Raw genomic sequence first — 12,659 nt, forward strand, 5'->3', positions numbered from 1 at the left:
TTCTTTGGCGGCCGGGGTCTTTTTTTGGGGGGAAACGTCGTGTCCGAAGCGCGAGGAAAACGCGTCGCACGGATTCGGGAGGCGCTGGAGCGGCGCATCCTCCTGATGGATGGCGGCGCGGGAACGATGATCCAGCGGCTGGGCCTCGACGAGGCGGCCTATCGCGCGGGTCCGCTCGCGGATCATCCGCAGCCCCTGTTCGGGAACCACGATGTGTTGTGCCTCACCCGCCCTGACGCCGTCGCGTCCCTCTACCGCGGCTACCTGGAGGCGGGGGCCGACTTCATCACGACGAACACCTTCAACGCCCAGGCCATCTCCCAGGCGGACTACGGCATCTCCGCCGAGGCCGGTAACGCCCATCTCATCCACGACATCAATGCCGCGGCGGCGCGGATCGCCCGGCGCGAAGCCGACGAGGCGACGCGGGCGGATCCCTCGCGGCCCCGCTTCGTGCTCGGGAGCATGGGTCCGACGAATCGGACCGCCTCCCTTTCGCCGGACGTCGAAAACCCCGCGTTTCGCGCGGTCACCTTCGACGAACTCGCGCGCGCCTATCGACAGCAGGCGGAGGGACTCGTCGAGGGCGGTGCCGACGTGCTGCTCGTCGAGACCATCTTCGACACGCTCAACGCGAAGGCCGCGATCTTCGCCATCCTCGAACTCGAGGCGGACCTCGGCGAGCCGCTGCCGGTCGCCGTCTCCGGCACGATCACCGATCTCTCCGGGCGGACCCTGTCGGGCCAGACCGTGGAGGCGTTCTGGCTCTCGATCCGGCATGCGGACCCCCTCTTCGTCGGTCTCAACTGCGCGCTCGGAGCCGAGGAACTCGAGCCCTACGTCGCGGAACTCTCCGCCGCGGCCGACGTCCCCGTGAGCTGCCACCCCAACGCGGGCCTCCCGAACGAGTTCGGGGGCTACGACGACACGCCCGCCCACATGGCCGACCTGCTGGGGGACTTCGCGGACCGCGGGCTCCTCAACCTCGTCGGCGGCTGCTGCGGGACGGAGCCGGAACACATCCGGGCCATCGCGGAGCGCATGGAAGGCGTGCCCCCGCGACAGGTTCCCGTGATCGAGCCGCTGCCCCGGTTCTCGGGTCTCGAGCCGCTCGCGATCCGGCCGGACACGCTGTTCGTGAACATCGGCGAGCGCACGAACGTCACGGGTTCGGCCCGCTTCAGGCGGCTGATCCGGGACGACGACTTCGACGAGGCGGTCGAGGTCGCGCGCGATCAGGTCGTCAACGGGGCGCAGCTTCTCGACGTGAACATGGACGAGGGCCTCCTCGACTCCGAGGCCGCCATGATCCGTTTCCTGAACCTGATCGCGGCGGAACCCGACATCGCCCGTATCCCGACGGTCATCGACTCCTCGCGCTGGGAGGTCATCGAGGCGGGGCTGAAGTGTACCCAGGGAAGGGCGGTGGTGAACTCCATCTCGCTCAAGGAGGGGGAGGAGGCGTTCCTCGAACAGGCGGCCCTCATCCGCCGCTACGGGGCCGGCGTCATCGTCATGGCCTTCGACGAGCGGGGACAGGCGGACACGGTGGACCGCAAGCTGGAGATCTGCGCCCGCGCCTACCGCCTCCTGCTCGGCGCCGGCTTCCGGCCCGGTGAGATCATCTTCGATCCCAACGTCTTCGCCGTGGGGACGGGAATCGCGGAACACGACGCGTACGGGGTCGCCTTCATCGAGGCCGTCCGCCGGATCAAGCACGAGCTCCCCGGCGCGATGACGAGCGGCGGGATCAGCAACATCTCCTTCTCCTATCGGGGAAACGACGCCGTGCGGGAGGCGATGCACACGGCCTTCCTCTACCACGCGATCGCGGCCGGACTCGACATGGGGATCGTGAACGCGGGGCGGCTTCCGCTCTACGACGACATCGACCCCGAACTGCTCGAAGCGGTGGAGGACGTCCTGCTCGCCCGGCGGTCCGACGCCACGGAGCGGCTGACGGATCTCGCGGGCCGGATCCGGGACGAGGGGATCGAAACCCGGGTGGACGACGCCTGGCGCTCGGAGGGCGTGGAAACCCGGCTCGAACACGCGCTCGTGGAGGGGATCGTCGAGCACATCGAGGAGGACGCCGAGGAAGCGCGCCTCCTGTACGGCAAGGCGCTCCAGGTCATCGAGGGGCCGCTCATGGCCGGGATGAACCGCGTCGGCGACCTGTTCGGGAGCGGGCGCATGTTCCTGCCTCAGGTCGTGAAGTCGGCGCGCGTGATGAAGCGGGCCGTCGCCTTCCTCGTCCCGCACCTCGAAGCGGAGAAGGAGGGAAAGGCGGCGGGGAAGGGAACGATCCTCCTCGCGACCGTGAAGGGGGACGTCCACGACATCGGGAAGAACATCGTCGGCGTCGTGCTGCAGTGTAACGGCTACGACACCGTGGACCTCGGCGTCATGGTCCCGCCGGACCGCATCCTTGCCGAGGCCCGGGCCCACGGCGCGGACGCGATCGGGCTCAGCGGCCTCATCACGCCGTCGCTGGACGAGATGGTGCGGGTGGCGAGCGAGATGGAACGGCAGGCGTTCGAGGTGCCTCTCCTCATCGGAGGCGCCACGACGTCGCGGAAGCACACGGCGGTCAAGATCGAGGAACGGTACTCGGGGGCGACCGTGCACGTGCTCGATGCCTCGCGGGCGGTCGGGGTCGTGGGGAAGCTCCTGGGCGACGACGGCGGGGCGGACTTCGTGGCGCGGACGCGAGCCGAGTACCGGCGCGTGCGCGAAGAGTACCGGGGAGGGCGGCGGCCGCTCGCGACGCTCGAGCGGGCCCGCGCGAACCGGCTCCCGCTCGCCGGGGCTGCGACGGTGCCGCCGCCGCGTGAACCGGGCGTGCACGTGTACGATCCGTTCCCGCTGGAGGAACTGGTCGGCTACATCGACTGGACGCCCTTCTTCCAGACCTGGGAGATGAAGGGGCGCTTCCCGCGGTTGCTCGACCACCCGGAGCGGGGGGAAGCGGCCCGGTCGCTGTACGACGATGCCCGCCGGCTGCTCGACGAGATCGTCCGCGATGGATCCCTGACCGCGCGCGCGATCGCGGGGCTGTATCCGGCGAACGCGCGCGGGGACGACATCGTCCTCTTCGCGCCGGGGGACGGGCGTCGCGAGTTGCTGCGGGTGCCCCACCTCCGCCAGCAGATGGACCGCTCCTCGGGCGCGAACGTCAGTCTGGCCGACTTCGTCCTGCCCGAGACGGCCGGCGCCACGGACTGGAGCGGCGCCTTCGCCGTGACCGCCGGCATCGGCCTTGAAGCGCTCTGCGCCCGCTTCGAGGCGGCGGTGGACGACTACGGGAGCCTGCTCGCAAAATCGCTCGCCGACCGGCTGGCGGAGGCCCTGGCCGAGCGTCTGCACGAGATCGTGCGCACGGACCTCTGGGGCTACGCGCCGGACGAGACGCTCGACAACGAGGCGCGGATCGCCGAGCGCTACGTCGGGATCCGTCCCGCTCCGGGCTATCCGGCGTGTCCGGACCACTCGCAGAAGGCGCTCCTCTTCGATCTGCTCGGCGTGGAGCGCCGTCTCGGCATCACCCTCACGGAGAACTACGCCATGCATCCCGCCGCGTCGGTGTCCGGCTGGTACTTCGCGCGGTCGGAAGCCCGCTACTTCGGTCTGGGACGGATCGGGCTCGACCAGGTGGAGGACTACGCCGCGCGCAGCGGGGTCTCCCTCGCCGAGGCGGAGCGCCGTCTCTCGCCCAACCTCGGGTACGACCGGGATCCGGCGCTGGAGGCGACGGCATGAGCGATCGCCTGCGGGAGTGGATCGAGGGAGACGGGATCCACCTGATCGACGGCGCCATGGGGACGGTGCTGTACGAGAGCGGCGTGTTCGTGAACCAGTGCTACGACGAACTGAACCTCACGGAACCCGACCGGGTGCTGGGCGTCCACGCCGACTACGTGCGGGCGGGGGCGCAACTCATCGAGACCAACACCTTCGGCGCGAACCCCGTCAAACTCGAGCCGTTCGGCCTCGAGCCGTCCGCGCACGAGATCAACGTGGCGGCGGCGCGCCTCGCGCGGCAGGCGGCCGGGGGGCGCGCGGCGGTACTGGGGGCGATGGGGCCGCTCGGCATCCGCATCGAACCCTGGGGCCCCACGTCGGTGGATGAGGCGGCGGACCTGTTCGGGCGACAGGTCGCCGGGCTCGCGGAAGGCGGCGTCGACGGGTTCATGCTGGAGACGTTCTCCGATCTCGACGAACTGCTGCAGGCGGTACGGGCGGTGCGGGAGGTCGCGGGGGCGGCGCCGGTCTTCGCGCAGATGACGTTCGGAGACGCGGGCCACACGGAGTACGGGGCCACGATCGAGGCCGCGGCGGCGGCGCTCGAGCGGGCCGGGGCGGACGTCATCGGCCTCAACTGCTCGGTCGGCCCGTCCTCGATGCTGTTCGGCGTCGAGCGCATGGTGGCGGCCACGTCGCGGCCGGTGTCCGCCTTGCCCAACGCGGGGCTGCCACGCGACATCGGGGACCGGAAGATCTACCTCGCGAGCCCGGAGTACATGGCCCGCTACGCCCGGCGCATGGCGGCGGCGGGCGCCCGGTTCCTGGGGGGGTGCTGCGGCACGTCGCCCGACCACACTCGCCTCACGGCGACGCTGCTCGGGACCAACGGCCCCGGCCCGGCTCGCGTGTCCGTCGCCCAGCCGGGCGAGGCCGACGGCCGCGCGGCGACCGAGCCGCCTCCGCTCGCGGGCCGCTCGGCGCTCGGACGGCGTCTCGCCAGCGGCGAGTTCGTCGGGGCGGTGGAGTTGACGCCGCCGCACGGGTGGGATCCCGGGGAACTGCTGGCCGGAGCCGGCCGGCTCCGCGACGCCGGCGTGCACACCGTCCACATCGTCGATGGCCCCGCGCACCGGAGCCGCATTGCCGCCCTCCCCGCCGCGATCGTCATCGAACGCGAACTCGGCATGGAGACCGTCCCGCACTACAGCTGCCGCGACCGCAACATGCTCGGCATGCTGAGCGACCTCCTCGGCGCGGCCGCGGCCGGTCTGCGCAACGTCTTCCTCATCACCGGCGACCCGCCGCGTGGCGGCCCCTACGACACGGGCGGCGTGTACGACATCGACAGCATCGGTCTCACGAACGTCGTCCGGCAGCTCAACCTCGGCCTCGACCCGGGGGGAAGCTCGATCGGCGCCCCGACCTCGTTCGTGAAGGGCGTCGCCGTGAATCCCGGCGCCGTCGACCCGGAGGAGGAGGTCCGGCGCTTCGCCTGGAAGGCCGAGGCGGGCGCGGACTTCGCCGTCACGCAGCCCATCTTCGATCGGGAGAAGTTCCTCGCCTTCGCCCGCGAGATCGAAGACTTCGGCGTTCCGCTCCTCGTGGGCCTGTGGCCCCCCTTGTCCCTGGAGAACGCGGAATTCCTGGCGCACGAGGTGCCCGGCGTCGACGTGCCGCTCGACGTGCTGGAACGCATGGCGGGGGCACAGGCGCGAGGCGCCGAAGCGGCCGCGCGGGAGGGCGTCGCCGTGGCCCGCGAGGTGCTGGAAGCGGTGCGGCCTCACGCTGCGGGCGCCCTCGTCAGCACCCCCGGAAACGAGGTCGACCGCGCCGCCGCCGTGCTCGAGGGCTGAACGATGACTCGCCCGCCCATCCGTCGCGTCGCGGCGGACGTCCGAAGGGGTCGCGGCGGGGCACGCCGCCAGGCGGACGCCGCGATCCGTCGTCACGAGGCCAGCGACCTGGGCGCCTACATCGCGTTCGACGCCGGGGCGCTGAGGCGGCAAGCGGACGCCATCGATGCCGCCGCCGGCCGCGGCGAGGATCCGGGTCCTCTCGCCGGCGTCACGGTCTCCGTCAAGGATCTCTACGCCCTGGACGGAACCCCGCTTTACGCCGGCACGAAGCGGGCGCTCCCCGCCTGGCCCGAGGGGTTCCTCGTGAGCTCGCTGCGCCGGCTCGGCGCCGTGTTCGCCGGCAAGACGCACACGGTCGAGTTCGCTTTCGGCGGCGTCGGGCTGAACCCCAACACGGGGACGCCCGTGAACCCGTGGGATCCGGTCGAGCACCGTGCTCCCGGCGGTTCGTCCGCGGGTGCCGGGGTGAGCCTGTGGGAAGGGTCGGCCCGGATCGCCCTCGGCACGGACACGGGGGGCTCGATCCGCATCCCCGCGTCGGCGACCGGGGTCGTCGGGCTCCGTCCCACCACGGGCCGCTGGCCGACCACCGGCGTCGTCCCCCTCAGCACGTCGCTGGACACGGTGGGGATGCTCGCCCACACCGTGGAGGATCTGCGTTACGCCTTCCTCGCCCTCGACCCGCTCGCGGCAGCCGGCGGCGAGCCGGCCGACCCCGTCCCGGAGGGGGTTGTGGGGCTGAGGATCGGGGTCCCCGCTTCCCGTCTGTGGACGGACGCGGATTCCGGGATCGCCGCCGTGGTCAACGGTGCGCTGGAGGAGCTTCGCGTCGCTGGCGCGGACGTACTCGAACTCGATGCTCCCGAGTTGGACGACGCGGGGGAACGCTACCTCTCCGGCCCCATCGTCCAGCCCGAGTTCGTGGAGTTCCTGCAGCGCGAACTGCCCGACTGGATTCCACTTCTGGATCCGATCATCGGAACGCGGCTCGAAGCAGCGGGCGGCGTGCCCGCGCTCGAGTATATCGCCGCCCACCAGCACCGCCGCGCGCTCTCGGCCGGCGTTCACGCCCGGCTGGCGGCGGAACGGATCGACCTCCTCGCAGCGCCCACGCTCCCCATCTCCCCTCCGCCGCTCCCCGCTCTCGGCCGGCTCGATGCCTACCGGAAGGCCAACCGCGCCATGCTCTCCGGCACGTGCCCGGCCAGCATGCTCGACATGTGCGCGATCTCGCTCCCCGCCGGGCTGGACGGAGAGGGCATGCCCGTCGGTCTGCAGTTGATGGGACCCTCCGGCGCGGACCTGAGGCTCCTCGCGCAGGCGGCCGCCGCGGAGGAAGTCCTCGGGACGAATCTGACGCGACTGGGAACGCCGCCCCGGGTCGCGGGATAGTCGATCCGGAGGCTACGGGGGCCGACTAGGGGGCCGGGTCGGAGGCCCTGGGATAGGACCCCAGGATCTTGAAGGACGACGCGCGCTCCCTGATCCGGTCCAGAGCTTCCGCTACGAAGGGGTCGGTACGGTGCCCCTCGAAATCAATGAGGAAGATGTACCGTCCGAGGCTGCTCTTCTCGGGGCGCGATTCGATCTTCAGCATGTTGATGCGCCGGTTCGCCAGCTCGCCGAGCGCCTGGTAGAGCGTGCCCGGACCGTCCGCCGCGAAGTCGAAACAGATCGAGGTCTTGTCCCTTCCCGTCGGCTCGTGATCCTCGCGCGCCAGCACGGCGAACCGGGTGCGGTTCCCCGGGACGTCCTCGATGTGAGATTCGCGCACGAAGGCGTGAAGCACCTCGGCCGCCCGCATGCTCGAGATGGCCGCCGCTCCCGGCCCTTCGATCCGCATGTCCTCCACGGCCCTCACCGTGCTCAGCGAGGCCATGGCTTCCGCATTCGGAAGTTTGCGCGCCAGATAGCCCCGGCACTGGGCGATCGCCTGCGGATGGGAATAGACGATCCGTATTCCGTCGAAATCGACGCCGCCCTCCGTCAGCAGACAGTGGTGGATCGGAAGGACGACTTCGCGCCGGATGCGGAGGTCCGTCTGGTGGACGAGGAGGTCGGTCGTCAGCGTGACGGGGCCCTCCGTGCTGTTCTCCAGCGGGACGAGCGCCTCGTCGATGTCCCCTTCATCCGCCGCCCGCACGACGCTCGCGATGTCCCCGAGCGGCACGTGACGCGCCATCGGATCGTAACGCCGCGCCGCCTGCTCGCTGAACGTTCCGGGCGGCCCGAGATAGCCCACCCTGGCCCGCCCCCTCCCCATTCCCCAGATCTCCGCGGCAACCTTCCGCGCACCACCACGCATCGCATTCATCCGGCAAGGTACACCGGTCGCAAGGCCGGCGTGACCCGTGCGCCCCTGGATCGTCAATGGAGGGAGGCGGGGGCGGGATCTCCTTCGACGAAGCTCCCCCGTCACCTTCGGCGACCCCAGACGGACCGAAGCAACCCGCCAACGGCGCCGGCGGAGGCTGACGGGCCGCCTTCCGCTGCCCCCAAAGCGGCGTCTATCTTCGGCGGACGATCATCCGTCGTCGTCGACTACGCCCCGGAGCCAAGCCATGAACCGCATCCCGCGTCTCCTCTCTTCGTTGCTGACGCTTTCCCTCTTCATGCCATTCGCCGGTCCCGGCCATTCGGGCCCGCTGGAGGCGCAGGAAGTCGCGCCCGGAGCGGTGACGCTCGATTCCACGTTTCTGGCGGGCTACCGCTGGCGGAACCTGGGTCCCGACCGGGGCGGGCGCTCGATCGCCACGAGCGGTGTCGTGGGGCGTCCGCTGGAGGGCTACTTCGGCGCCACCGGCGGAGGACTGTGGAAGACGACGGACGGGGGCGAGAACTGGTTCCCGGTCACCGACTTCAAGATCACGTCGGCCTCGGTCGGCGCGGTCGCCGTTTCCGAGACGGATCCGGACCTCGTCTTCATCGGCATGGGCGAAACCTGCATCCGCGGCAACATCATGCCGGGGGACGGCGTGTACCGGAGCCGGGACGCGGGCGAGACGTGGGAGCACGTCGGCTTCTCCGAATCCGACGCCATCGCCAATATCCGCATCCATCCCACGGATCCGAACATCGTCTATGTCGCTTCGTTCGGGAAATACAGCGTGCCGAGCGAGGAGCGCGGCCTCTTCCGGAGCACGGACGGGGGCGACACCTGGGAGCGCATCCTCTTCCGCGATGAGCGCACGGGCGCGGTGGACATCGCCCTCGACCGCAACAATCCGGACGTGATCTACGTGGCGCTGTGGGAGGCCTTCCGCAAGGAATACACGATGTCCTCCGGCGGTCCCGGGAGCGGGATGTTCAAGAGCACCGACGGGGGCGACACGTGGACGGAGATCACCCGGAACCCCGGCATGCCGGAGTCGGGGGTCGTGGGGAAGATCGGGCTGGCCGTTTCGAGCGCGGATTCGGATCGCGTGTACGCCCTGTTCGAGCACGCCGACGGGGGGCTGTTCCGCAGCGACGACGGCGGCGACACGTGGGAACTGATCAACGACGAGCGCCGCATCCGGCAGCGGGCCTTCTACTACACGCACGTCTTTGCCGACCACTACGATCCCGATGTCGTGTACGTGCAGAACACCTCCTTCTTCCGCTCGACCGACGGCGGTGCGACGTACGAGGTCATCAACAACGGGACGCACGGAGACTTCCACGATCTCTGGATCAGCCCGGAGGATCCCGCCCACCTCGTCGTGGCCAACGACGGCGGCGGCGCGGTCAGCTTCGACACGGGGCAGCACTGGACGGACCAGGAGTTCTCGACCGCCCAGTTCTACCACGGCGTGACGACGGCTCACGTGCCCTTCCACGTCTGCGGTTCGCAGCAGGATAACAGCACGCTGTGCCTGCCCTCGGCCTGGAACGCGAGCCGGTTCGGCTTCGGCCAGGCGCCCGCGTTCGGCGGGGGCCAGCCCGCGAGCGTCACCGAGGGTTCGATGGAGGTCGCGTACCGCGCCGGGGGCGGGGAACCGGGCTACATCGCGCCGGACCCGAAGGATATCGACGTCTTCTTCTCCGGGACCAACAACGGGCGCTACCTCGACCGCTACAACCGCCGCCTCGGCACGTCGCGAGAGGTGAACCCCTATCCCTGGTTCTACTCGGGCGAGCCCGCGAGCGAGATGGTGGAGCGCTGGCAGTGGACGTTCCCCATCATCTTCTCCCCGATCGACCCCAACGTCCTCTACACCTCCTCGAACCGGCTCTGGAGGACGACGAACGGGGGTGATGACTGGGAGGCGATCAGCGGCGACCTCACCCGCGCCGACCCGATGACGCTGGGCCATTCCGGCGGACCGATCACCGGGGACATGAACGGGCCGGAGGTCTACGCGACGATCTTCTCGGTCGGGCCGGGCAAGGTGGACATCGACGTGATCTGGGCGGGGTCGGACGACGGCCTCGTGCACGTGACGCGCGACGGCGGCGCGACGTGGACGGACGTGACGCCGCCGGACATGCCGGACTTCGGGCGCGTGAGCCAGATCGACGCCTCGGCGTTCGGGGCGGGCCGGGCGTACATCTCGGTGCGGAAGCCGCTCCTCAACGACCGCTCGCCCTACATCTGGAAGACGGACGACTACGGGGCGACGTGGACGAAGATCGTGGACGGGATCCGGGATGAGGCCTACGTGCACGCGGTGCGCGAGGACCCGAACCGGGAGGGATTGCTGTACGCCGGGACGCAGCACGGCATGTACGTGTCGTACGACGACGGGGCGAACTGGCAGGAGTTGAACCCGGGGTTCCCGGACCTGCCGGTCTCGGACGTCATCGTGGAGCACAACGAACTGGCGATCGCGAGCCACGGCCGCGGGTTCTGGGTGCTCGACAACCTGGCGCCGCTGCGGCAGGCGCGCCCCGGGCTGACGGAGGAGGCCGTCGCGCTGTTCGATCCGGCCACCGCGTACCGCTCCGCCAACGGGGCGACGCTCTCGTGGTGGTTCCGGGAGGCGCCGGAGGAGGCGCGGCTCGAGATTCTCGACGCGTCGGGCGCCGTGCTGCGCACCTACGAGCCGGCGCCGCGCCCCGATCCGGCCGCGGAAGGGGACTCGACGGCCGCGGAGGGCGAGGCGGCGCCGACCCCGGCCCGCGACCGCTGGGCCGGACCCGCGATGCCGGCCGAAGCGGGGCTGAACATGCTGCAGTGGGATCTTCGCACCGCGCCCGCCGCGACCTTCCCCGGCATGATCCTGTGGGGCGTGCGCACGATGTCGCCCGCCGTGCCGCCGGGGACGTACACCGTGCGGCTGACGGCGGACGGCGAGGTGCGGACGACGGAGATCGAGGTCGCCCGCCACCCCTGGATCGAGGGCGTGACGGACGAGGACCTGCAGGAGCAGTTCGAGTTCGGGATACGAATCCGGGCGCGGGTGAACGAGGCCAACTCGGCCGTGATCGCCATCCGGCGCGTGAATTCGCAACTCGACGACCGGCTCGAAGCCTCGGATGACGCCGCGCTCGCGGAGGCCGCGGAGGCGCTCAGGACGGCGGCTTCGGAGGTTGAGGGGAACATCTACCAGGTGCGGAACCGCAGCAACCAGGATCCGCTGAACTTCCCGATCCGCGTGAACAACCGGCTCGCGAACCTGCTCTCGATGTCGGAGCGTGGCGACGGCCGGCCCGGGAGCGGGATGTACGAGGTGTTCGAGATCATGGTGGCCGAACTCGAGGGCTACACGACCCGCCTCGACGAGGTATGGCGCGTGGAACTGGCCGCCGTGAACCGCGAGCTGGAGCGTCTGGGACTCGCCCCGGTGGATCCGGCCGACGAATCGGTCGAACTCGTCTCCTGAAACGACTGAAGGTCAACGACTGAAGGCCCGGGAAGGCGTTCCCGCGGGAACGTCCCTCCCGGGCCTCCGTTCAGGCTCGGGCTGCGGTCTGGAGCCGGTCGCTCAGCCGGCTTCCGGGAGCTGGCTCACGTACTCGATCATGCGCTGCTGCTGGTCCTCGTCGGGGAGTCGTCCCATCCCGCCGCCCAGGTTGTCCACCATGTGCTCCGCGCGGCTCGTGGCCGGCGTCACCACCGTCACGGCGGGGTGCGCGGCCGCGAACTTGATGAAGAACTGCGCCCACGAATGGGCGTCGAACTCGCTCGCCCACTCCGGCACCTCCCGGTCCCCCACGCGCGACCAGAGCCGGGTGCGTCCGAACGGCACGTAGACGAGCACGCCGATCCGGCGCTCGGCCGCGAGGGGCAGGATCTCCTCGGCCGCGCTCACGTTGTCCACCGCGTAGTCGATGCCGATGAAGTCGAGGGGATAGTCCTGCATGGACTGAATGAGCGCCGGGTACTGCCGCTTGCTCGTGGAGGTGATCCCGATGTAGCGGACGCGTCCGGCCGCCTTCAGCTCCTCGAGGATCCCCACCTGCACCGGCGGATCTCCGAGGTTATGGACCTGGATGCAGTCGATGACGGGCACGCCGAAATACTCGAACGAGCGCTCGATCTGGGCCCGTGCGGCGTCCGGATCCGCGGAGCCCCCGCCCCGCCCGGCCACGTTCACCTTCGTCGCCCAGAAGACGCGGTCGGAGATCCCGAGCCTCCGGCAGATGTCTCCCGCCGCCCTCTCGGACGCCCCGCGCCCGTAGCTGGGTGCGGTGTCGAACACCGAGCCGCCGCCGTCCACCAGCGCCTGCATGACGCCTTCGATCTGCGTGTGGTCGTCGCTGAGCGCCACGCGCTGAAAGGTTGCCGAACTCCCGAGGCCGACGATCGGCAGTTCCTCCCCGGTGGAGGGGATGGGCCGCGTGATCATCTCCTGGCTCGCGAACGCGCGCAGGATGCGGGGGTTGAGAGAGAGAGCCGCGCCCGCGGCGGCGGTGGAACGGAGCCAGTCGCGTCGAGTGAACATCTTCGGATCTTCCTCGTGCTGGGGTTGTGACCGAGGCATCAAGCGTGCCTGTACCGCGCCGACGGTCGGGTAACACTTCACGCGGCCCAACCGCTGTGCGGCCTCGGGCGCGGGGTCGCATACCGGCTTGTGGGCGGGCTCGGAGATCAGTTGACCATGGTCATGACCATGGTTCTATTGATGGCGCGTTGAG

General features: G+C 70.3%; 6 protein-coding genes. 4 read left to right on the forward strand and 2 right to left on the reverse strand.

The genetic code is table 11. From position 1 onward, the window contains the following. Positions 1-39: 39 nt before the first annotated feature. The 3 genes from metH to ACOGI9_RS04350 are packed head-to-tail and all read left to right on the forward strand — an operon-like array spanning position 40 to position 6,992. Positions 40-3,759, forward strand: a complete 3,720-nt coding sequence (gene metH / locus ACOGI9_RS04340) for a methionine synthase (RefSeq protein WP_419858662.1) — start codon at positions 40-42, stop codon at positions 3,757-3,759. Continuing rightward, on the forward strand, positions 3,756-5,597 hold the full coding sequence (locus ACOGI9_RS04345; RefSeq protein WP_419858663.1) for a bifunctional homocysteine S-methyltransferase/methylenetetrahydrofolate reductase: 1,842 nt from the start codon (positions 3,756-3,758) through the stop codon (positions 5,595-5,597). The genes metH and ACOGI9_RS04345 overlap by 4 nt, the downstream gene beginning before the upstream one ends. 3 nt (positions 5,598-5,600) lie before the next feature. Beyond that, a complete protein-coding gene (locus ACOGI9_RS04350; RefSeq protein WP_419858664.1) occupies positions 5,601-6,992 on the forward strand; it encodes an amidase in 1,392 nt (463 codons plus the stop codon). Between the two features lie 25 nt (positions 6,993-7,017). Here the strand turns inward: ACOGI9_RS04350 and pheA are convergent, their stop codons facing one another. Further along, entirely contained in the window at positions 7,018-7,863 is an 846-nt protein-coding gene (gene pheA / locus ACOGI9_RS04355; protein ID WP_419858665.1) for a prephenate dehydratase, read from the reverse strand. 298 nt (positions 7,864-8,161) lie between these two features. On the opposite strand from pheA, the gene ACOGI9_RS04360 reads away from it, so the two are divergent. Beyond that, positions 8,162-11,404 (forward strand): WD40/YVTN/BNR-like repeat-containing protein, encoded by a 3,243-nt coding sequence (locus tag ACOGI9_RS04360; RefSeq protein WP_419858666.1) that lies wholly within the window; start codon positions 8,162-8,164, stop codon positions 11,402-11,404. Between the two features lie 102 nt (positions 11,405-11,506). Here the strand turns inward: ACOGI9_RS04360 and ACOGI9_RS04365 are convergent, their stop codons facing one another. Then, entirely contained in the window at positions 11,507-12,466 is a 960-nt protein-coding gene (locus ACOGI9_RS04365) for an aldo/keto reductase (protein WP_419858667.1), read from the reverse strand. Between the last annotated feature and the right edge of the window lie 193 nt (positions 12,467-12,659).

Origin of the sequence: Candidatus Palauibacter irciniicola (assembly GCF_965208695.1) — a bacterium.
Classification (GTDB): Bacteria; Gemmatimonadota; Gemmatimonadetes; order Palauibacterales; family Palauibacteraceae; genus Palauibacter; species Palauibacter irciniicola.

Coding starts and splice junctions, on each gene's coding strand:
- pheA (WP_419858665.1), bottom strand. CDS start 7,863: ATGGGGAGGGGGCGGGCCAGGGTGGGCTATCTCGGGCCGCCCGGAACG.
- ACOGI9_RS04365 (WP_419858667.1), bottom strand. CDS start 12,466: ATGTTCACTCGACGCGACTGGCTCCGTTCCACCGCCGCCGCGGGCGCG.
- ACOGI9_RS04350 (WP_419858664.1), top strand. CDS start 5,601: ATGACTCGCCCGCCCATCCGTCGCGTCGCGGCGGACGTCCGAAGGGGT.
- ACOGI9_RS04345 (WP_419858663.1), top strand. CDS start 3,756: ATGAGCGATCGCCTGCGGGAGTGGATCGAGGGAGACGGGATCCACCTG.
- ACOGI9_RS04360 (WP_419858666.1), top strand. CDS start 8,162: ATGAACCGCATCCCGCGTCTCCTCTCTTCGTTGCTGACGCTTTCCCTC.